Genomic DNA, 21,512 nt, shown 5'->3' with positions numbered 1-21,512 from the left:
CACTGACGTGGGCTCGTCGGAGGGGTCTTGCTCAACAAGCTTTCCGGAGAAGGCCCTTCGCAAGACAGCCCTGCGCAGGGCTTTAACGCGGAGTAGCCCAGCTTCCGCTGTTTCAAGCGCGGCGTCGGCCATGCTCAGCCGTTCCTCAACGTGGCTGACGAGATCCAGCTGTACTTCCGGCGGGGGGACCGCTACTGGCAGTAGCTTGATTTTGCTGAGGCTGATCGATGCGAGGTTGACGCTCTGTTTTCCGTTGAGCTCGCACCACCGTTGTCCGAAGCCGTTTGCGTGCCATGCCAGGAGCTTCGGGTGGAGAATGCTTTGGTCAACTCGTGCGCGGAAGACATGGTTCTGGTGAATGCACCCGGGGATCTGGTCTTCCCAGATCCAGCCCCTGCCGAGTTTGTCGCGGTCTCCACCCTCATTGAGCAGGACGTCGCCATGGTTGAGGCGTAGTTGCTCGGCCTTCTTCGGCGCAACCCGAATCGTCGAGACGTCAGTCAAGTTGAGGCGCCCGCGCTGCACGTTCGCGACGCGCAGGTAGGGGACGCTGATGTACTCGGGGTCGTTTTGCTTCTTGCTGTCCTTGGTGACACCGCCGACGACATGTGCGATGTCGCCCAACCTGGACCAGCGCCAGCCGCCCGGGAGCAGCGGCAGCGGACCGTCATCTATCCCTACCTCGTGGATCTTGGCTGCCACCCTGTTCGCGGCGCTCACACCACCAGTCGTTGCCATGTTGGTGATCTTGTCGCGAAGGACCGACAAATGGGCGATGACGTTGCGTAGAGACGACTCGACGAAGTCCAGACGAGAGAGGTGATCTTCGAGCGCGTCGACGATCCGTTGTTGCTCTGCCAGCGGAGGAAGGTCGATCTGCCACCTTGCAAGGCGTGCCGCTCCAAGATGATGGATTCCGACACCGCGTGAATCCTGTGCGAAGGCTCCTCTGAGCGCCTCGTATCGCAAGAAGTGAGCCAAGAAACGGGCATTGGCCTCGTGGGTTCGGACTCGAATCAGCGTGTTCTGGAAACAGCAGTCATCAATCTCGTCGTTCCATAGTGCTGGCTTGCCGACCTCGCCAGCACTGCCGGATGCCTCGCTCAGAACAATGTCGCCACGCTGGAGTCTGTAGATCTCTGCTTCGGCCTCGGTGAAGTTCATGAACTTCACGTCGTCGAGGAGTAGTCCCTGCCACCCCACGTTGGCTGCACGCAGGTATGGCCGCATGTTGCTGCCGTTGTGGTTCTTGGGCGAACGCTGCCGGCCGAGCCGTACTTCTGAGAAGTCCTGCAGCGCGCACCGCGCCCACCCGGGCGGCAGTTCGGTCATGCGGTCAGTTCCTGATCTAGTTCGTTGAGGACAGCCTCGGCACGGTCGTCACCGAAGACGCGAAGGAACCCGTCGGTTCCTCCACGCTCGGTGAAGGGTACGCGGTCCAGGTCTGCGACATCGAACCTGACACTGGTGGCCATCGTGTCGACGATCCGCTCCAGCCACCACAGCTCGTCCTCGCTGAAGGAGACGCCAGCCTGCCTCTGGCGCTCGACCCAGTTGGCGAACCGGCTTTCCACTGTTGATCGGTAGGGGCGTACCTCGGTGTCCAGCCCTAGCTCGAAGCGGATCAGGGACACCAGGTCTGGCGGCCCATGCTTGATGCCTGGTTCGCTTGAGGCCGCCCCGAGCTGTTCGTATGCCTGCCACAGTCGTTCGACGGTCCACTGGTGGGGCGGCCGGGCAATGCGTGAGGCCAAGTCCTTGAGCTGTTGATAAGCCGCGCGTGGGCGAACGTCACGTCCTCCGTAGCCCGTCAGAGCGACTTGGATGGAAGTGATCTCGTCGTGATGCTCGGCGAGGTACTCGCGCCAACTGGTCACGGTCTGTTGAGCCATCTCCACTGGTCCGACGGACAGAAGGGAGTCTGGGTTCACCTCGTCGTAGACGATGCGCTGGTCGGTGTTGATGTAGGTCAGCAGGTCGCGCAGACTCTTGTTGGCTGCCAAAGGCTGCACAGCTTGTTGGACCATCCAGTGCACACCTTTGGCACCGTCTGCCTGCCGGACTCTGTCTACGTGATCTACGTCGACGGCCGTGGCGATTCTGCCGGTGATTGCGTCCAGCGGTTCCCCGGCCAAGCGAGTGATCTCGGCCTGGTCTTCAGCAGTGAGCGTGCGTGACAACCGTGAGAGTCTGAGTCCCAACTCTTCGGCCTCGTCCTCGTCGATGGTGCCGCCAGCGGTCTTGCCCAGCAGTTTGCGGAGCGATGTGCGCTTCGCGTCATCTTGCTCCACTACCGGAGTTTCCCGCTTGTGGCTTTCGGTGACACCGATGGCGTCCACGACGACGAACCGGGTCTTCTCTCGGACGTCCGGCGTCACTGCACGTAGTTCCGTTGAATCGATCACTCGTGCACCACGGCCGCGCATCTGCTCGAAGTAGGCCCAGCTCTTGACATCTCGCAGGAAGAATACACACTCGATAGCCCGAACGTCGGTGCCCGTGGCGATCATGTCCACTGTTACTGCGACACGCAGCTCGGGAGCGTTACGGAACTCGGACAGTAGCTGATCTGGCTGGGATGCTTTTCCTGTGATCTTCTTGCAGAAGCTGTTGCCTCGCCCGAAAACATCACGCACCATTTCGACGATTTCGTCAGCATGGTTGTCGTCGCGTGCAAATACAAGCGTCTTCGGCACCATGCGCATATCTGCGGGAACGTTGTCACGCTCGGGGAAGAAAACGGTTAGGCTGTCCCGAAAGGCGGTGAGAACTGTACGCAACTGCCCTGTGCTGATAACCTTGCTGCCAACTTGGTTCGCGCTGTAGGAGAAGTCGTCGTCCAGCTCTTCGTACCGACGGCGTCGAGTCCGGCGATTTCTGATCGGAACGTGAGTCTCGACCGGGATTACTGAGCCTTGCTCGGTAATGGATGTTCTGATGCGATACGTCGTGTAGTCGACCGCTACCCCGTCCGCCACGGCCTGTTCATAGGTGTACTCGCTGATCAGATTCTGGTGGAAGAATCCGAAGGTCTGAGCAACCGGTGTTGCGGTAAGCCCGACGAGGTGGGCATCGAAATATTCAAGGACTGAACGCCACCGGCCATAAATGGACCTGTGGCATTCGTCAATGATGATTAGGTCAAACGATTCCGGCGGAAGCCTGCGACTGTAGGTAACCTCAGCTGCTGCTGTTGCGGTGCCGCGTTCCTCTTCTTCAAATGCAGATGAGTCGCTGTAATCGTCGGGATCGCCCGGCTCCTGACCGGAAACGAGCCTGGAGAGTCGCTGGATGGTGGATATGACGACCTTGGATGAGTCCAATACCGTCGAGCCGGTGAGCTGGTCGACGTTGTAGAGCTCGGTGAACTTCCGGCCATCGTCTGGAGTCGTGTAATTAGTGAACTCTGTGAGGGCCTGGGAACCTAGGTTGTTGCGATCCACGAGGAAGAGGATTCGTTGTGCCTTGGCATGCTTCAACAGGCGGTATGCGGCGGTGACCGCTGCATACGTCTTGCCAGCGCCCGTTGCCATCTGGATGAGGGACCGCTGGTCGCCACGACGTAGAGACTCCTCCAATCCATGGACCGCTTCGAATTGAGCTGGCCTGAGACGCCCAGCAGCCACTTCCGCGGGGTCGAGTTTCGGTAGGCGTTCCCTGATGCGAGCTCGATAAGTGGGCGCTGCCGCATCGGCTTCGGCCTCTCGAATCCATCGGGCGATGGTTTCAGGCTGGTGGAAGGAGTGCACGTCGCGGGTACGCGAATCCGGATCGAGGTCATTGCGGAACCTGACCAGACCCCCGTCGCTTACATAGCGATACGGGAGGGGCGTCCGCCAAGCCTGCAGGTCTTGTCGGGCGGTCAGTCCTTCCGCGTAGCGATCAGCCTGCCGCTCGGCAGTCGCAAGGTCGGCGCCTTCGTGCTTGGCTTCAATGACGCCGATGAGTTTCGTATCGACGTAGAGCAAGTAGTCTGCTCGGCCTGCTGCAGTGGTCACCTCGCGGACGGCAACGCCTCGTGCTGCGTAGAGGTTCTGGTTACCCTTTCCGTCCTGGACTGACCAGCCCGCATCGTTCAGCATCTCGTCGATTCGATCGCGTACCCGCGCTTCGCTCAGCGGTTCCTGGGCGGCCCGACGAGCATTGGAGACGAGCAGTTCTCTCTGGCTCGCCGTTGGCTTACGCGGCGGCGGAGCTTCGTCGAATCCACGTTGGAGCCATGATGCTTCTGATGCCAGGGAAGTAACCAGGGTCGATACTTCGGGGAGGGCGGCTCTCGCACGTGCCAACTCGTCGGAGGCGCTCTGCCGAGCCTTCTCCAGAGCCTCCTCGCGGCTGCGTTCCCGCTCTGAATAGCTGACCCGAGAGAGCGCTAGGCTGGCGCGGGCAGCCTCCAGTTCACTCCGGAGTGCGTGCAGCTCAGCTCGGGCGTCTGTATCTTCTGGCTCTGCTGTCTGGATCCAGTCCGGAGCGTCTGGCGGGATGAAAGGAATCTGTTCCCGGTCGCCGGTAAGGAGGCGGTGGAACCAGACCCCCAACTGGAAGCAATTCCTGACTGCGCGCAGAGCTTCTCGCTCCAGGGTGAAGTCTGTTTCCACGGCTTCAGACACTGGGCGTCGAAGAGCATCGAACATCAGCCGTACTGGTTCGTCGAGGAAGCCGGCCCGCGCCAGCCCATGCACCCTGTTGGCCTGATCGTCCTTGCCGACCGTGATGCCGGACCGCCGGGCCAGGGCAGTTGCGAGTGTCTCCCCGAATTGACGCCCCTTGAGCAGGGTGATGCTTGGGTCAGTGAAGAGGTTTACCTCTGCGCTCGCTCCATACAGGACCAAGAGAGGCTCGTGAGGCAGCAAGAAACCGAAGTTCGCCGATCGAGCGGCCAGCTCCCTGACCCGGGTGTCGATCGGGCCTCGCCCCTGGCTCACGAAGCCCTCCACATTCGCTCGACCGCCCAGCGCTTTACTCGTGTCCTAGCGGTGACAAAGGTACCGAACACCAGGCGTCCTGTCGGTAGACAGCCATCCCGATCTTGTCACGGGCTCCCCGATGACACACCGAGTGACGGGGATCCTGCGCTGGAAACTCCGTCGATGCGGACCAGGACCAGGACGTTGTCGGCGACGGCGGTCCAGTCGGCTGCCTCCAGACCCAGGTGGGCAATGTGGGCTTGGGTGCCGGTCAGGACGGCGGTCACGGCGCCGGGATGGGTGGGGTGGGTGTCGAGGCATACGTGGGCGTCAATGGTGGGAGTCATGTGGGTGTCGTCTCTGGCGGTGGCCGGGCCATCAGGTCCGGTAACCGGCGTGTGCGGGGTGCTATCGGGTTTCTCGCGCGGAGCGGGAGGCGGGCGCGGCCGTAGTGGTCGGCGGGCCGACACGGGTGGTGGGCGCGAGACGCGGTCGTGGTGTCGGGGCTGTTCCGGCGGCGTGCTACCAACGGGTGCGGACCGCGCCGATGTCGGCGAGGGAGCGGCGCGCGCCGACGACGAGCTGGAACGGGGTGCTCGCCGGGTCTGCGGCGCACGCCTGGATGCGCCGGCCGGTGAGATCGACAGTGGCCAGGAGGGAACGCTGCAGGGCGCGCTCGCCCCAGTGCTCCACGCTTCCAGCCGGTTCAGCCAGCATGCGGAACTCCTCGCCCGGGTCACTTCCGTCGCCTAGCAGGCCGCGCTGTTGGGCCTCCCACAGGACCGTGACGGGGTCGACGGGCTCACGGCGGCGAGCCAGGGCGGTCAGGCACCGCCAGAGACCGGCGTGCAAGGGCCGGGTGAGCTCTTCCCGGAGCAGCCACCGGACGGACTCGATGTCGGCGGGGCAGGGGGTGGCGGTCGCGAGCAGCAAGCGTTCCTCCTCGACTGCCTCCGTGTAGTCGGGTGGGACGGGCTGCGATGGTGCCCGGTGCGGGGCAGCACGCCGGCGCGTGGCGGGAAGCGGGCTGCGATGTCGTCCACGACCGAGGTGAGCGCGTCGGCCTCGGCGAGCACTGTCTGGACGGGGTGGGAGAGGGAGGCATCGTGGATGGTCTGGACGAGGCGTTCGGCGGCGGGTGCGCCGGCAGGGCAGCCCGAAAGCCCACGGGCGTGCCTGCCGAGCCAACGTGCCATCCTGGGGCAGTTGGTCGTGGCAGCCTGTTCCGTCCCGGAGAGGAGGGATGTGCGGTGCGTCATGACGCTCGTTTGACGCTCTGGTCTCCGGCAGGCAGCACAGCGAGCCGGGGAATGGCCTCTGACCTGGTCTTTTCCGAGACCCACTCAAGCCGACATCTTTCCGATGACGCATCACGTGGAGTGCGTGGCGGTGCTCGAGCCCGCCGAAAAGGGTCGCTGACCTGCTGTTTTAGCCATTGTGTACCCGCGCTGGCGGACTGGACTGCCGGGTGAGCTTGGCCGGCTTGGTGGCCACACCCTCCGGATCGGCTGGCCTGTTCGCCTGTTCGCCTGTTCGAGCGCGGCGATCAACTCGTCCACGTTGGGTGAGGTCCCGCCGCTGGGGGCTTCGCCAGTGCTCGGGCCGCATAGGTTCGCCGGGTTGGCGGTCGTGGCGGTTGGATGCGCGGTGACATCCGATCCGACCGTTGGAGGCACCTGACGATCGAACCGGCCCATCAGATCCCGCTGGACTTCGCCGAGATCGACCTGGCCATCGACGAGCACCTGTGCCAGGGCTCGTGCAAGCCGATCGAGCCGGACGACGCGGCCTGGACAGCCAAGACCTGGTGGCCTCCAGGCGACATGCACCAAGATCGACGCGAGCATCCTCCCCTCCGACGGGAAGATCCGCCCGTTCATGACCGGCTATCAGTGGTCCCTGGACTACAGCGGCGGCGTCGAGGACATGGACAAGATCCGCTGCGACACCACCGGCGCCGGCAGCACCACGGCAGGCTGCGTGTTCGTCAACCACGGTGACGCCTCCGCCCTGGTCGACGCGACCGGCGAACTGAACTGCGACGAGTTCGCCTTCGCCTCCTCGTACAACAGCGGCGGCATGGCGAGCTCCGAGCTCGGGCTGAACCCGGCACTGCTGAGGGGCCACGCCGACCGGCGCGGCCTGCATCGGCACCTATGCCAAGAAGCACGGCAGTGCGGTGCACCTGTTCAGCCTCAACGGAACCGACCCGACGTTCGGCGAGGTCTGCGGCCGTTCTTCGATCTCCGGCATGCACAACCAGGAATCCATGGGCTGGCACTTCGCGAACTTCATGCGAGACAACCGAATCATGGACAAGGACCCGTACTGGCTGGACACCCGCATGAATGACGGCGGAACCTGCGCGTATGCGGTCGGCGGAGGCCGGCCTGTCATCTGCAAGCTGACCGCACATCACGGGTGGGGGCCGGTTCTGCCTGCCGCTGAGGTCAGGGCATGGGGATGACGACGCCGGGAAGCTCGCCGGACTGGACGGCCCACTCGTCCACGGACAAGCCGCAGTAGTCACCGACGGCGGTGAACACCGCCTCAGGCAGCCGTGGCCCATGCTCCTCGTAGTACGCGACCACCGCGGCCTCACCGGCATCCGCGATCGCAGGGAAGACGGCCCCTGAAGCGGACAGTGCATCATCGAGAGCCGAACCCTCGCCGGTGTCCGCTCCGAACTCTGCCTGCCGCACCTTCTCATCGCCCGGCACGTGCAGAATCCGGGCAGGCAGGCTGAAACGGTTCTCGGAGAGACAGACGACCTCCTCGCCCGGCCGCGGCCACATCGCCTCGACCTTGCGGAACCCGGTGGACCAGGACGCCATGCCCCAGTCCTCAAGTACGTACACCCACTCGCCGCAGGCCCCGTACATGACCGGATTGACGCGAGGCGACGACTCGCCCGGCCGCCCCACCGGCACGGTCAAGTCCCTGAACCGGATCCGCGCCTCCAACTCGTCAGGATCCGCGCCCAGCGCCATGAGGAATTCATCCGGCTCAAGGCCCCGCGCCGCGGTGAGCGAGATCCCGCCGAGCATCCCCGGGAGCTCGGCGGACTTGGGGGAGTAGTGGTGCGCGCCTATCCAGGCGATGCCGTTCGTCATCAACTCTCCGATGTGGTTTGAACCATGGCGAGCATAGTGCCGTGGTTGCGTGCCTGGTTCACGAAGATGTGACGGTTTTTTTACCTCCGTGCGTATCTGTGGCTGAATGCCGACGTCGAATCTCCGGGGCCGTTAGTACCTTCGTGTCGATTCGGTGAACGCGGGTCCTGTCGAACTCATCTGTCGTCGCGCACCCCGGAATGGGTGTGCAATTCATGGGAGGTGGCATGCGCGCTTTACGTCATTCAAGCTCGTTGATTCCCTTCCCGTTCCGAGTGGACGCACCCCTCGTTCCATACCGGCGCCCTGCGTGGGGTCCGCGAGGCCAAGGCGGCGACGGCCACTGCTGCACGGGCATGGGCTGTTCCCGACTCCTGGAACGTCGACCACTGCACCGGTTGCGCACCGACGCGCTCCGGCTGTGCGCCGACACAGCCGGCGGACCCTCGACACCGAACTGATCATCCGCTCCTCGACCGCTCCCCCGAGCGGCATCAGGGCCTGAAGACCTGGGCAGTTCGCCTGGGACCGACCGGCCCCCGTGGCATAGCCTCAGGGGAGCTTTCGATGATCGATCTTCGTGCGGGTGCTGAGCGCTCTCGCGTGCGAGTTCCCGGAAGCCGCTTAAGGGTCAGGCGCGGGACTGGGGTAGTGAGCGCGAATCTCGGTATCGGCGGCGTGTGCACCGGGATCCGCGTGGTGGGGAGATTGCATTCCGCGAGTGGCATGATCGCTGGTGGGATGCGCGTGTTGTCGAGCCGCATACGCTACGCGGGGACGCTTCCTCTATACGCAACCATGTCATGCCGTATGGGGCGGACTGGGAAATGTGGGCGATAGGTCGCATTGGTGTTCAAGTGTGGATTCGTAAGCTGATACTCGAGAAAGAAGATGCCTCGGCGATCCGCCGCTCGTGCAACCTCGTGCACTCCCTTATGGCACCGTCGCCGTCACATGGCAACGGGCTGCCGCTGGAGACTGGGCTGCCTACGCAGCCGAAGTCAGTCGCCGCACTTCAGCGCAACCTCCGATCCAGGAACCAGGAGTACCGACGTGAGACTCGACGATCACCGTGTGGTCATCACCGCCGCCGGCCGCGATTTCGGACGCACTTTGGCCATCCGGCTCGCGGACCTCGGCGCCCAGGTCTTCCTCTCCGCGCGCACGCGCGCCGCCGCTGAGCGTGTCCGCGACGAGATTCGCGGCCGAGGGCACCAGCGGGTCCACGCCTTCACCTGCGATCTGACGGACCCGGCTTCGATCCGCGACTTCGCTGCCGACGTCGGCCGGCACACCGACCGCATCGACGTTCTGATCAACAACGGCTCCCGCTATCTCCAAGGGCCAGACCTCCGATCCGCCTCCGACGTCGACGTCGTCGACACCATCGCCTCCGGCGCCACCGGCACTGTCCTGACCGTGAAGAACTTCCTTCCTCTCCTCCTCAACTCGGACAAGCCGGACGTGGTGAACATGATCTCCGCCTGCGGAACGGCCGGTCATCACCGCTCGGAAGCGCACGACGCCTTCTACGCCGCCAAGAGCGCCCAGGCCGGGTTCGCCGAGATCCTCTCCAAGCGCCTGCGGCCCCAGGGGGTCCGGGTGATCTCCCTCTACCCGCCCGACTTCGACAACCCCGACCCGCTCTCCGAGGATTGGGAGAACACACCGCGCGAGGCCAAGGACGCCCTCACCGCGCAGTCACTGGTGGAGTGCATCCTCTTCGCCGTCGCCCAGCCCCGCGACTGCTTCATCAAGGCGTTCCACTTCGAACAGGTCTGACTGGCTTCGGGCACGCGTCCGCAGGGCGACCAACACCGTGGTTCGGGGCGGCATATGGGCCCAAATGCGGCGAGGATGGCGCCTGGCCGCGGGGTCGTGAGGTGACGGGCCGGTTCAGTCCTGGGACCAGGTGCGGCGGCCGGACAGGTACGTGGCGGTGACGTGCACGTCCTCGCGGAGCCGGGCCGCCGGGACGTTGCGCGGGTCCTGGTTCAGGACGGCGAGGTCCGCGCGCAGGCCGGGCCGCAGCATGCCGATGTGATCCTCCATGTGCAGTTGCCAGGCGGCGTTCACCGTCACCGCCCGCAGCGCCTCCTCGACCGTGAGCGCCTGGTCGGCGCCGTGCACGCGGCCGGACGTGCTGCGCCGCGTCACGGCGGTCGCCACGCTGGAGAGCGGCTGCGTCGGGGTGCACACCCCGTCGTTGTGGAGGGAGACGCGGTGCCCGTGGTCCCACGCGGTGCGGGCGGACATCCAGCGCCCGGCCACCTCCGGGCCGTACAGGTCGTCGGCGAGGACGTCGCCCCACCAGCGGACGTGGTCCATGAACAGGCTGACCGTGGCCCCGAGTTCGGCGGCCCGCGCGTACTGGTCGCCGGTGACCGCCCCGCAGTGCTCCATCCGCGGCCGCAGCGCCCGCAGCCGGTCGGGGTGCGGGCGGGCGGCCCGTGCGTACGCGTCCAGGACCGCCTCGAACGTCACGTCGCCGTGCACGTGCGTGGCCACGGGGACGCCCGCCGCCGTGAACCGGCCCACCAGCTCGGCGAGTTGGTCCGGCGTGTAGTTCATGGCGCCGTGCCCGCCGCAGGGGTCGGCGCCGGTGCGGCGCGCCGCCTCGGTGTCGAGGTAGGGGAAGCTCGTGGCGATGCTGGCCTGCCACGGGGTGCCGTCCGCCCACAGTTTGGCGCCGACCGTCGCGTACAGCGCGGCCGAGGGCTTGTCGGTGAACGGCGACTCGTGGGCGGTGGCGGCGAGTTCGGGGGTGCCGATCAGCCAGGTGCGCACGCGCAGCGCGGCGTCCGCGGAACCGGTGGCGTCCCGCAGCACGGGCACGAGGTCCGGGGCACAGGACATGTCGGACGCGGTCGTGATGCCGGCCCGTGCGTGCTGGTCGAAGGCCCAGCGCACGGCCTCGGCGAGCGGTCCGGGCTCCAGCCGGTCGGACATCACGGCCCGCATGAGGCGTTCGACCGCCAGCGATTCGTGGGCCTCGCCGGTCGGGTCGCCCGCCGCGTCGCGCACGTACCAGGACCCCGGCGGGTCGGGGGTGCTGCGGTCGATGCCCGCGGTGCGCAGCGCCGCGGTGTTCGCCCATACGGCGTGCCCGCTGTTGGACAGCACCAGGAGCGGGCCGCCCGGGTGCAGGGTGTCGAGCAACTCCCTGGTCAGCCGCGGCAGATCCGGTTGCAGCAGCGGATCGACGCCGTAGGCGGCGAGGGGTGCGTGCGGCGCGCGGCGCACCGCCTCGCGGATGCTCGCCAGTACCGCGGCGCCGTCGCGGGCCACGAAGGGCCGCACGTCGAGGGCGGGCGGGGCGATGGTCAGCGCCATCACCGAGGGATGGCCGTGCGCCTCCACGAAGCCGGGCAGCAGGGCCGCGCCCTTCAGGTCGACGACCTCCGTGCCCGGCCCGCGCAGGCCGGCGACGTCGGCCGCGGCACCGACGAAGGTGATCTCCCCGCCGGTCACGGCGACCGCCTCGGCCTGCGGGCGGGCGGTGTCCATGGTGAGTACGGTGCCGCCGGTCAGGATCAGGTCGGCGGTGTCGTGGCGTGCGGACATGGAACTCCTTCGTCGGTGCGGGGCGGGCGGCTCAGGCGTCGGGCGCGCCCAGCCAGTGGGCCGCCGCCGTGGTCATGAGCCGGACGCCCGTCTCCACGGACTCGGCGGCAAGCGGCGCGAATCTGCTCGAGTGGGAGCCGGGCACGCCGGTCGGCGGTGAGCTGAGCGCGGCCGGGTCGAAGCCGGTGAACAGGGCGGGGTCCGACGTGCCGAAGAACCAGAACACCGACGGCACGCCGAGGGCCTGCCCGAACTGGCCGAAGTCCTCGCTGCCGGTGAGCGGCCGGGGCAGCATCAGGAACCGCCCGGGACCCGGCATGGCGGCGGAGAGGATCTCACCGGTGCGGACCGTGGCCTCGGGGTCGTTGTGGGTGATCGGGTAGCTCTGGAAGTGGTCGATCTCGGGTTCGGCCGCGCCGGACACGGCGGACTCCATGCGGATCACCCGCTCGACCGCCTCCATGACCCGTCGGCGCACGTCCGGGCTGTCCGCCCGAATGTTGATCTTCAGTTCGGCGGTGTCGGGGATGATGTTCTCCTTGGTGCCCGTGTGCAGGGATCCGACGGTGACGACGGCCATGTCGGCCGCGGCCACCTCACGGGACACCACCGTCTGCAGCCGCAGGACGACGGACGCGGCGAGCACCACCGGGTCGACCGTGTTCTCGGGGACCGAGCCGTGCCCCCCGCGGCCCTTGAGCACGACGCGCAGGCTGTCGGAGGAGCTCATGACCGTCCCCGGCCTGCTGCCCGCGTAGCCGACCGGCACCGGCGCGGTGTGCTGGGCGAGGCAGATGTCGGGGCGCGGGAAGCGGTCGGCGAAACCGTCCTCCAGCATGACCGGGGCGCCGCCGACCTCCTCCGCGGGCTGGAAGACCGCGACGACCGTGCCGCGCCAGGCGTCGGGCCGCGCGGCGAGCAGCGCGGTCGTGCCCAGCAGCGCGGTGACGTGCACGTCGTGCCCGCACGCGTGCATCACCGGCACCTCCCGCCCGTCGTCGGTGACGGCCGTCGCCGTCGACGCGTAGGGCAGGCCCGTCTCCTCCTCGACCGGCAGCGCGTCCATGTCGGCGCGCAGCAGCACGGTCGGGCCGTCACCGGAGCGCAGCACACCGACGACTCCGGTGCGGCCGACCCCTTCGGTGACCTCCCAGCCCTGGGCGCGCAGCCGTCCGGCGACGACACCGGCGGTGCGGTGCTCCTGGAAGGACAGTTCGGGGTGGGCGTGCAGGTCCTTGTACAGCGTGGTCAGGTCGGGCAGCAGGTCGCTGAGCCCCGAGAGCAGGGGGCCGGCGGTCGTGGCGGTGGTCATGAGGTCTCCGTTTCGAGCGTCGTGGCGGCGGCGGGGTGTGGTGCGGGAGCCGCAGGGCGCAGGGCGGCCAGGAACGACGGGGTGTCGCGCGGGGTGCGCAGGGCCGCGAGGACGGCGATGACGGCCCCGACCGACAGGAACGCGAATGCGGTCCGGAAGGACAGGGTGTCGGCGAGCAGGCCGAGGACCGGAGGCGCCACCATGCCCGCGACCTGGCCGCCGAACGTGATGATTCCCGTGCCGGTTCCGGTGTGTTCGCGGGGCAGGGCGCGCATCGGGACGGCGTAGATCGGCATGTACGTGAGCGAGATCGCGAGGACGGCGACGGTGGCGAGCACCACGAACGCGACGAGTCCGGGGACGAACGCCATCAGGATCAGGCAGGCGGCTCCCACCGCCATGGCCGGGAGCATGATCCGCTGGTGCTGTCCGCCCAGCCGGTCGCTCCAGCGCCCGCCGAGCAGGGTCCCGGCGACGGAGGCGGCCGCGGGCACCGCCATCAGGAGGCCCACGGTCGTCAGGTTCAGACCGGCCTCCTCCTTCAGGTAGGAGGGGACCCAGGTGAGCAGACCCCACATGATCACGTTGTAGCCGAACATCATCGTGGCGAACATCCAGACGGCCGGCTGCCGGACCATGCCGCGCACCGCGGAGGCGCCCGCAGCCTCCTTGGTCTCCTGTGGCGCCTTGTCCGGCGCGGTGTCCACGGGCCGCAGTCCCCGGCCGAGGAGGCCGAGGACGAGGACGCCGAGGACGGCCGCGCAGGCGAAGGACCAGCGCCAGCCGAGCCCCGCGATGACGGGGGCCGCCAGCAGGGGGACGGCGAGGGCGGCCGTCGCGTTGGAGCTCATGACCCGTCCGTTGGCGGTCATCCGGGCGTCGGCCGGGGTGCGTTCGGCCAGTGCCTTCATGGACGCGGCGGGGAAGACGCCCTGCGCGAGACCGAACACGAACCGGATGACCAGCAGGGAGCCGAACGACCAGGCGAGCGCGGTGAATCCGGTGAACACCGACCAGGCGATCAGCGCTCCGAGCACCACGGGACGTGCGCCGAACCGGTCGGCGAGCAGCCCGCCGGGGATCTGGCTGGCGGCGTACGCGACGAAGAACGCACTGACCACCAGGCCCTGACTCGCATGGCTGAGGCCGAACTCGTCGCCGAGGTCCGGCAGTACGTAGTTGATGAGCAGACGGTCCGCGTAGTCCACGAACCAGGCGCAGAACAGGACCACGACCGTGGTCCGTACCGCGGCCTCGGGCCCGGACTTCCGGCCCGTGGACCGGCGGGGCAACAGCGGCATCGGTCTCCTCCTCCCGAGCGGCCCGTCGCACGGGAGCGCCGGGGTCAGCCCACCTTCACGCCACCATGGCCCGGAACCGTCAGATTGCTCGAAAGTGCCGGACGGCAGCCGATCACGTCTGATCCCGTCTCTCCCGGGGCGGTTCGTCCTGCTGGAACGCTGGATTCCCGCATTGACGGGGGAGGGCGGGCGAGGCAGGATCCTTCGCGACCGTCCCGCGCCGCCCGGCTCCGGGCGAGCCGTGCATCCCGGAGCCCCGCATGTCCGACCCCTCGGCCGGCGACCGCCTCACCGAGGCGGACCTGGCCCTCATCGACGCCCTGCAGTCGGCCCCTCGCGCGCCGTGGAACCGCATCGCGGAGGCGACCGGGACGGCCGCCAGCACCGCCGCCCGGAGGTGGGAGCGGCTGCGCGAGGACGGTGCCGCGTGGGTCACCGCCTACGGGAGCGGCCGCAGCGTCGTCGTCGCGCACGTCGAGGTCACGTGCGCCGCCGCGCACGTCACGGCCAACGCCGAACGGCTCGCCCTGCTGCCCTGGGTGGTGTCCGTGTACGAGGTCGCGGGCGAGTGCGACCTGCTCCTGACGGTGGGGGCGGTCGATCTGCCGGGGCTGCGACGCGCCCTGCGCGACGACGTCGGCACCCTGCCGGGCGTCGGCGAGGTGCGGTGCCGTCTGACGATGACGCAGTACGGCGAGGGCGGCGACTGGCGGATGCGGGCGCTGTCGAACGCCGACCGGGTGCGTCTGCCGCTGCGGTCACCGAGCGGCCGCGTCTCCTTCAGCGACACCGGACACAGCGGGTACTCCCGCGCGGATCAGGAGCTGCTGGCCGTCCTGGGGCGGGACGGCCGCATCGGTCATCGCGCGCTCGGTCAGGAACTGGGCGTCAGCGAGCACACCGCGGCCCGCAGGCTGCGTCGGATGCTGGCCGACGGCAGCGCCGTGCTGCGCTGCGACTTCGCCCACCGGATGGCGGGACTGACCGCCTCGGTGCTCTATCGCGCCAGGGTGCCGCACGCGGCGTGCGGCGAGATCGGGGCCGCGCTGGCCCGCCTCGAACAGGTGCGGCTGAGCGTGTCCGTGAGCGGCGAGGACAACCTCCTCGTCCATGCGCTGCTGCACGGGCTCAGCGGCGCGGAGACGTTCGAGGAGTCGTTGAGCGACCGCTTCCCGACGATGAGCATCACCGCCCGTACCGTCGTCCTGCGCACGGTCAAGAGGGTCGGCTGGCTCCTGGACGAGCGGGAACGGGCCGTCGCCCACGTAGCGGCCCGTACGCCGGAGTGAACGGCTTCGGAGGGAACGGCTTCGGAGAGACCGGAGCCGGAGTGCACCGGCCGGAGTGACCGGAGCCGGAGTGCACCCGCGGGACTGAACAGGCCGGAGGACGAGGCCGTGCCTCAGCCCGCGTCCCTGCCCGCCGGACCCGCCGGACCCGCCGGGCCCGGCGCGAGGACGGCGTGGCCCAGGCGGCGGCAGGCGACCAGGGCGAGTTCCAGCTCCAGGCGGTCCTCGTCGAGCGGGCGGCCGCGCAGTTCGACGGCCCGTCGGACCCGGTAGCGAACCGTGTTCCTGTGCAGGTGCAGCCGCCCGGCCGCGGCGACGTAACTGCCCTGCGCGTCGAGGAATCCGTGCAGCGTCTGCCGCAGCCGGCCGGCCGCCTGGGTGTCCTGCGCCAAGGGTCCGAGCGCCCGTGATACGAGGGATCGCGCCGCGTCCGGATCCGTCGCGAGCAGGGAGGCCAGCCGCACCTCGGCGTCGAAGAACGCGGTGACCGCCGGGCCCCGCGCGCCCGCCAGGCGGGCCACGTCCTGTGCCCTGACGGCGTCGCGGTGCGTCGCCCGGAAGCCCTCGGGGCCGGAGGCGGGCGCGCCCAGGGCCAGCCGGAGGCCGTGCGCACGCCCCAGCAGCCGCGTCACGGAAGCCTCGGAGAGCGCCACGCGGTCGAGGCCCCCGGCCCGCAGGGGAATCCACGCCCACACGACCTCCTGGTCCCGCAGCACGAGCAGCGGTGGCCGGGCGGCGCCGGCGAGCGCGCCGACCTCCGCGAGGGCGTTCTCCGTCCTGCGCAGCAGGTCCGTGCGGTCCTCGCGGGACGGCCCGGCGGCGTCCGGCTGCGCGATGACGGCGAGGTGCGGACCGCTGAGTCCGTATCCCAGCGCCTTCTCGGTCGCCGCCTGGTCGGTACAGCCCTCGGCGAGCAGCACGGAGAGCGCGGCCGCCTGCTGGGAGCCGCGCCGCGTCGCCCACCGTTCGCGTTCGCTCTCGTACACGGACATGACGTGCCGCGACACCACGGCGACGTAGGCGAACGCGATGTCCATCACCCGGCGTCCGGCGGCCACCGCCACCCGGGGGTCGGCCTCCTGCCCGGCGATGCGGTCCAGGAACCAGTGCAGGACGTGCTGCTGGCCGAGCCGGTAGGCGTGGTCCAGGGCGCCCGGCGTGATGCGGCGCCGAGCCAGCCACCGTGCGTACTCCTCGGCCGCGGTCAGCGCCGCCGCGTCGTCCCCGGCCAGGTCCAGGTCGCGGCCCCGGCGGACGACGTCCGTGAACACCGTGAGGTTCTCCGCGGTGCCCGCCGCTCTGAGCTCGCGCAGGGCGGCGGTGTGCACGGAACTCTCGTCCCGCAGTTCCCCCACCTCGCGGGCCAGCAGGTGCTGGATCTCGTCGGTCAGAGCCGCACGGTGGTGCGGCAGCTCGTCGGCCGTCGCCAGCACCAGGGCCGTGGCCCTGCGTGACACGTCGTCGTGCACGGAATCGGTCATCGGAGTCGTCCAACGGGAGGAACGGGCCGGCGGAGACGGGACTCCGGACGGACCCTGCGGTCGCACGCGCGTGCGGTCGATCCACTCTGCCAGAGAGGCCCGGCGCACGATCCGTCGGGCGGCCGGCACCAAACGCCGCCGGGACTTCGTGCGCCCGGCACAAAGCCCGCGCTCGCGCACGGCTCCTAGCGTCGGCCCCTGCCGGTGGCGCTGGCCGAGGACGTCATGCGCCGGCAGGTCTTCCGGCAAGGAGAGCCAAGGAGCCGCACATGTCACTCGCCTACCTGCCCTGGTCGCGCCCGGACGCGTTCGACGACCGCCCCTGCGTCGCGGACGAGCACCAGGAACTGACCTACCGCGAGTTCGCCCGGCGCGTGGACGCCGCCGCCGAGCAGTTCGCCGAACACGGGGTCGGGGCCGGCTCCGTCGTCGCCGTCATGCTGCCCAACCGCGTGGAACTGCTGATCGCCGTCGTCGCCGCCTGGCGACTGGGGGCCACCGCCACCCCGATCAATCCGGTCTTCACCGACTCGGAGGCGGCCCACCAGATCCGTGACGCGGACGCGGCCCTCCTCGTCGACGCCACGGGCACGTCGCCGGACCCGGGACGTCCCTGCCTCCACGTGGACGACCTGCGCCGCGAGCCGCTGGGCACCCCGCTGCCCGCCGACCCCGTGCAGCCGCAGGACCTCGCGCTGCTCGTCTACACGAGCGGGTCGACCGGGCGGCCCAAGGGCGTCATGCTCACGCACGCCAACCTCTCCGCGATGGCCGCGAGCATCGTCGACGCGCTCTCCCTGACCGGCGACGACCACTGCCTGCTGGTCCTGCCGCTGTTCCACGTCAACGCGATCTGCGTCAGCTTCCTGGCCCCGCTGCTGGCGGGCGCCCGGCTCACCGTCCTCCAGCGGTTCCGGCCCGAGGCCTTCCTCGAGGCCGTCGAAGCCCTGCGCCCCACCTACTTCTCGGCCGTGCCCACCATCTACGCGCACCTCGTGGCCCTGCCCGAGCACGTGCGGACGGACACCTCGTCGCTGCGCCTGACCATCTGCGGCGCGGCCCCCGCGCCCGCCACGCTGCTCGACGCGGTGCGTGACCGCTTCGGCTGCGAGGTCCTGGAGGGCTACGGGCTGACCGAGGGCACCTGCGCGACGACCAGCAACCCCCTGCACGGGGTGCGCAAGCCCGGAACCGTCGGCACGGCGCTGCCCGGTCAGCGCGTCGCCGTCATGGACCCCGGCGGGACACTGCTCCCGGCGGGCGAACGCGGCGAGATCGTCGTCCGGGGCCCGATGGTCATGCGCGGGTACCTCGGCCGGCCCGAGGAGACCGCACGCACCCTGGCCGACGGATGGCTGCACACCGGCGACGTCGGAATCCTGGACGAGGACGGGTACCTCACGATCGTGGACCGGATCAAGGACATGATCATCCGCGGTGGGGAGAACCTGTACCCCAAGGAGATCGAGACCGTGCTCCAGGCCTGCGCGTCGGTGGCACAGGCGGCGGTCGTGGGCGCACCGCACGCCGTCTACGGCGAGGTGCCGGTCGCGTACCTGACGCCCGTCGACGGGGCCACGCTCGATGTGGACGGGGTGCGGGAGCACTGTGCCCGGCACCTGACCAAGATCAAGATTCCGGTCGCCTTCTCCGTACGGGACACCCTGCCCGTCAACGCGATCGGCAAGATCGACAAGCCCGCGCTGCGCGCGGACGCGGCCGCAGGGGCCCGCTGATCCCGGGATGCGGCGCGCTGCGGAAGCGGGGTGACGTGCACGGTTCGCACGAGGCCGTCTTGGCCATGGACGCGTCAGGCGGTAGCGTCGTGCCGATATCGACGACGGTCGACGGAAGCCGGTGACAGTCCGGCACGGTCGCGCCACTGTGTTCGAGCAGCCCCAGGGCTCTCGTGAGTCAGACCCGTGACGGTCGTCAAGTGCACCACCGAGACGGGACGCGAACTCCCGAAGGAGGCCCTGCCATGGCGCAGCACGTCGCCCAGCCGACCGCCACCCCTGCCCTTCCGGCCACACTGCCGTTGAGGACGATCGCCCCCTGGGCGGTCTTCTTCGGCATCCTGATGCTCGTCCTGCTGTACTTCGTCGGCGCCGAACAGGGCGCCACCTCCGTGTTCAGCGGTGCGGGGGTTCACGAGTGGGTGCACGACGCCCGCCACCTGCTCGGTTTCCCCTGCCACTGACCCAGAGGGACACCGCGCGCTCATGAACTCGACCACCGTACGGAATCTCCTTGTCCGCGGCATGCTCGCCGGCCTCGCGGCCGGCGTGCTCGCCCTGGTCATCGCCTACTGGCTCGGCGAACCGAACGTCGACGGAGCTATCGGCTTCGAAGAGGCGCACGCCGCCGCGCACACCCATGGCGGCGAGGAGACGGAACTCGTCTCGCGCAGCCTGCAGTCCACCGCCGGTCTCGCCACCGGCATGCTCGTCTACGGCGTCGCCTTCGGCGGGATCGCCGCTCTCGCCTACTGCTTCGCCCTCGGCCGCGTCGGGCGGTTCGGCCCGCGCGCGACCGCGCTGCTGCTGTCCGGCTGCGCGCTCCTGGCCGTCTACGTCGTGCCGTTCCTGAAGTACCCGGCGACCCCGCCCGCCGTCGGCAACCCCGACACCATCGGCAAGCGGACCGCCCTGTACTTCCTGATGATCGTGCTCAGCGTCCTGCTCACGATCGGCGCCGTCGTCCTCGGCAAGCGGCTTGCCCCGCGCGTGGGGACGTACTACGCGACCGTGGCCGCCGTGCTCGGCTTCGTCGTCCTCATCGGGGCCGCCTTCGCGGTCCTGCCCGTGGTCAACGACGTGCCGGACCACTTCCCGGCCACGCTCCTGTGGCGTTTCCGGCTCTCCGCACTGGCCGTCCAGGTCACCCTGTGGAGCGGCTTCGCCCTGGTCTTCGGGGAGTTGGCGCACCGCCTGCTCCGTCCGCAGGCGCAGGCGGCGGACGCGGGCGTGGGGCAGGGGGCGGTGCCGGTCGGCCAGTGACCCCGCGGGCGTCAGCCGCCCGTGCCACCCGACGAGCCGAGCGGCCGGCCGAGACGCACGTTCCAGCGTCCGGCGCGGCCGCTCAGCTCGGTCACGGTCAGCGGCGCCACGTCGCAGCGCCAGAACGCGGACGCGGGCGCCCCCAGGGCGTGCACCACCGCCGCGCGCACCACCTCCGGCTCCACGACCGCGACCACGCGCGCGGGGTCCGCTTCCGGCGCGTCGAGCCAGCCGGCGACCCGCGCGCAGACGGCGGCCACCGGCTCCCCTCCGCCGGGCGCGAAGTCCGGCTCGGCGAGCCAGCGCGCCACCTCCAGCGGCTCCGCCTCGCTCACCTCCGCCAGGCTCCGGCCGCGCCAGCGCCCCATGTCCTGCGCGGCCAGCGCCTGCGGTGCCGGCGCCGCGTCCAGCCCCAGGGCCCCGGCCGTCTCCCGGCAGCGCGGACTGCCACCGGTCACGGCCCGCGCGTCTGCCGGCAGCGCCCCGGCCGCCGCCCGGGCAGCCGCCCGTCCCGCGTCGTCGAGCGGCGCCCCGTCGTCGAACCGGGCCCCGCGCAGCGAGACGCTCATGGCGGGGGAGAGGAACAGCACGCGTCGGGTGGGGGTCACGCCGGACGGCTCCTTACGTCGGGGAGTGCGGGCCGCGACCGGGGGTGGGCGGGCCTTCGGAGCTTGACCTTGACACAGTGACAAGGTGTCCAGTGGGCCGAGGAGGTGGTTCCCGTTATTTCCCGTGATGCTTCAGATCTCCGAGATGTTGTGGATGTTCCAGGTGAACCCGGCGAACCCGGCGGTCCCGGCGGTCCCGGCGGTCCCGGCGTCCGTGAGGGGCGTGACGTTCGCGATGTCCGTGGTTCCCGTGACTCCCTCGGTGCTTCGGCTGCGCGCCACGCGCGCGTGGTCGCCGCTCTGGGCGCCGCGCAGTCGTCGGTACGGCTCCAGGCGGCGCTCGCCGTCGGCTCGCAACCGGACGCCGTGCACCTCGAGCCCCTGGTCGAGCGGTGCGCCGTCGAATCCGACTTCTACGTACGGGACATGCTGTCCTGGGCGCTGACCCGGTTGCCCGTGCAGGCCACGCTGCCCCGGATCCGCCGGGAGCTCGACGCCGCGCGGCCGCAGGCGCGCAGCCAGGCGCTGCACACCCTGTCCAAGATCGGTGCCGCGGAGGCGTGGGAGTGGATCACCCCGGCGCTGCTGCGGGACCCCGACGACGAGGTCGCGCGGACCGCATGGCGCACCGCGGTGGTCCTGGCTCCCGAGAGCGGCCGGGCGGGGCTCGCGGCGACGCTGGCCGGACAGCTGGGGCGCGGGGACCGCGACGTCCGGCTGAGCCTGAGCCGCGCCCTGGTCGACCTGGGCGCGGTGTCCGCGCCGGTGCTCGAGCGGTCCGCGACCAGCCCCGACCCGGAGGTGTCCGCGCACGCCCGCGCCACCGAACTGCTGCGGCGCGACCCGGAGCTGGGCTTCGACGCGGCCGTCGAGGCGGCCAAGCGGGTCGCGGCCCTCGGCCCGGAGCGCGCCGCCGCCGTGGACGGCGCGCGGCCCGA

The 21,512-nt window shown here is 69.5% G+C and carries 17 protein-coding genes, 1 pseudogene and 1 riboswitch; of the genes and pseudogenes, 7 read left to right on the top strand and 11 right to left on the bottom strand.

The window, feature by feature from the left end; all coding sequences use genetic code 11:
• The 4 genes and pseudogenes from GTW43_RS07200 to GTW43_RS07190 all read right to left on the bottom strand — a co-directional run.
• A partial coding sequence (locus tag GTW43_RS07200; protein ID WP_161300785.1) for a restriction endonuclease subunit S occupies positions 1-1,332 on the bottom strand: 1,332 nt, incomplete at its 3' end.
• On the bottom strand, positions 1,329-4,925 hold the full coding sequence (locus GTW43_RS07195) for a DEAD/DEAH box helicase family protein (RefSeq protein WP_343245928.1): 3,597 nt from the start codon (positions 4,923-4,925) through the stop codon (positions 1,329-1,331). The genes GTW43_RS07200 and GTW43_RS07195, both read right to left, overlap by 4 nt.
• A gap of 107 nt (positions 4,926-5,032) precedes the next feature.
• On the bottom strand, positions 5,033-5,254 hold the full coding sequence (locus tag GTW43_RS37430) for a hypothetical protein (protein ID WP_202501159.1): 222 nt from the start codon (positions 5,252-5,254) through the stop codon (positions 5,033-5,035).
• A 61-nt stretch (positions 5,255-5,315) separates the two neighbouring features.
• Positions 5,316-6,043: pseudogene (locus GTW43_RS07190) on the bottom strand (DnaB-like helicase N-terminal domain-containing protein); the annotation flags it as partial.
• 742 nt (positions 6,044-6,785) lie between these two features.
• Here GTW43_RS07190 and GTW43_RS07185 point away from each other — a divergent pair.
• Complete coding sequence (locus GTW43_RS07185; RefSeq protein ID WP_161300784.1) at positions 6,786-7,259, top strand: hypothetical protein; 474 nt, start codon at positions 6,786-6,788, stop codon at positions 7,257-7,259.
• 98 nt (positions 7,260-7,357) lie between these two features.
• Here GTW43_RS07185 and GTW43_RS07180 read toward each other — a convergent pair whose 3' ends face one another.
• Positions 7,358-8,020 carry a hypothetical protein gene (locus tag GTW43_RS07180; protein ID WP_161300783.1) on the bottom strand — a complete coding sequence of 221 codons (663 nt, stop codon included), beginning with the start codon at positions 8,018-8,020 and terminating at the stop codon, positions 7,358-7,360.
• A gap of 1,053 nt (positions 8,021-9,073) precedes the next feature.
• Here GTW43_RS07180 and GTW43_RS07175 point away from each other — a divergent pair.
• The gene (locus tag GTW43_RS07175) at positions 9,074-9,802 is read left to right on the top strand and encodes an SDR family oxidoreductase (protein ID WP_161300782.1); all 729 of its coding nucleotides are present in this window, start codon (positions 9,074-9,076) and stop codon (positions 9,800-9,802) included.
• A gap of 114 nt (positions 9,803-9,916) precedes the next feature.
• On the opposite strand, the gene GTW43_RS07170 is transcribed toward GTW43_RS07175, so the two are convergent.
• From GTW43_RS07170 to GTW43_RS07160, 3 genes are read right to left on the bottom strand one after another with little or no spacing between them, the layout of a single operon-like run.
• Positions 9,917-11,584, bottom strand: a complete 1,668-nt coding sequence (locus tag GTW43_RS07170) for an amidohydrolase (RefSeq protein ID WP_161300781.1) — start codon at positions 11,582-11,584, stop codon at positions 9,917-9,919.
• 31 nt (positions 11,585-11,615) lie between these two features.
• Complete coding sequence (locus GTW43_RS07165; RefSeq protein ID WP_161300780.1) at positions 11,616-12,896, bottom strand: amidohydrolase; 1,281 nt, start codon at positions 12,894-12,896, stop codon at positions 11,616-11,618.
• A complete protein-coding gene (locus GTW43_RS07160) occupies positions 12,893-14,197 on the bottom strand; it encodes an MFS transporter (RefSeq protein ID WP_161300779.1) in 1,305 nt (434 codons plus the stop codon). Before GTW43_RS07160 ends, GTW43_RS07165 begins: the two co-directional genes overlap by 4 nt.
• A 260-nt stretch (positions 14,198-14,457) precedes the next feature.
• On the opposite strand from GTW43_RS07160, the gene GTW43_RS07155 reads away from it, so the two are divergent.
• Positions 14,458-15,486, top strand: coding sequence for an AsnC family transcriptional regulator (locus GTW43_RS07155; RefSeq protein WP_161300778.1), 1,029 nt, complete (start codon positions 14,458-14,460; stop codon positions 15,484-15,486).
• 113 nt (positions 15,487-15,599) lie between these two features.
• On the opposite strand, the gene GTW43_RS07150 is transcribed toward GTW43_RS07155, so the two are convergent.
• The gene (locus GTW43_RS07150) at positions 15,600-16,967 is read right to left on the bottom strand and encodes a helix-turn-helix domain-containing protein (RefSeq protein ID WP_161300777.1); all 1,368 of its coding nucleotides are present in this window, start codon (positions 16,965-16,967) and stop codon (positions 15,600-15,602) included.
• Positions 16,968-17,236: 269 nt separating this feature from the next.
• On the opposite strand from GTW43_RS07150, the gene GTW43_RS07145 reads away from it, so the two are divergent.
• The 3 genes from GTW43_RS07145 (at position 17,237) to GTW43_RS07135 (ending at position 19,966) form a co-directional block, all read left to right on the top strand.
• Complete coding sequence (locus GTW43_RS07145; RefSeq protein WP_161300776.1) at positions 17,237-18,703, top strand: AMP-binding protein; 1,467 nt, start codon at positions 17,237-17,239, stop codon at positions 18,701-18,703.
• A gap of 70 nt (positions 18,704-18,773) precedes the next feature.
• A riboswitch (cobalamin riboswitch) is annotated at positions 18,774-18,910 on the top strand.
• A 38-nt stretch (positions 18,911-18,948) separates the two neighbouring features.
• Positions 18,949-19,167, top strand: a complete 219-nt coding sequence (locus GTW43_RS07140; RefSeq protein ID WP_161300775.1) for a CbtB-domain containing protein — start codon at positions 18,949-18,951, stop codon at positions 19,165-19,167.
• Between the two features lie 22 nt (positions 19,168-19,189).
• Positions 19,190-19,966: a CbtA family protein gene (locus tag GTW43_RS07135; protein WP_161300774.1), complete on the top strand. Its 777-nt coding sequence runs from the start codon at positions 19,190-19,192 to the stop codon at positions 19,964-19,966.
• A gap of 11 nt (positions 19,967-19,977) precedes the next feature.
• Here the strand turns inward: GTW43_RS07135 and GTW43_RS07130 are convergent, their stop codons facing one another.
• Positions 19,978-20,535 (bottom strand): histidine phosphatase family protein, encoded by a 558-nt coding sequence (locus tag GTW43_RS07130; RefSeq protein ID WP_161300786.1) that lies wholly within the window; start codon positions 20,533-20,535, stop codon positions 19,978-19,980.
• Positions 20,536-20,706: 171 nt separating this feature from the next.
• Complete coding sequence (locus tag GTW43_RS07125) at positions 20,707-20,856, bottom strand: hypothetical protein (RefSeq protein ID WP_161300773.1); 150 nt, start codon at positions 20,854-20,856, stop codon at positions 20,707-20,709.
• Positions 20,857-20,862: 6 nt separating this feature from the next.
• Here GTW43_RS07125 and GTW43_RS07120 point away from each other — a divergent pair.
• The coding region (locus tag GTW43_RS07120) for a HEAT repeat domain-containing protein (RefSeq protein ID WP_161300772.1) at positions 20,863-21,512 on the top strand (650 nt) is incomplete at its 3' end.

This window comes from Streptomyces sp. SID5785 (assembly GCF_009870065.1).
Taxonomy (GTDB): domain Bacteria; phylum Actinomycetota; class Actinomycetes; order Streptomycetales; family Streptomycetaceae; genus Streptomyces.
This window is presented reverse-complemented; position numbering and strand designations above follow the sequence as displayed.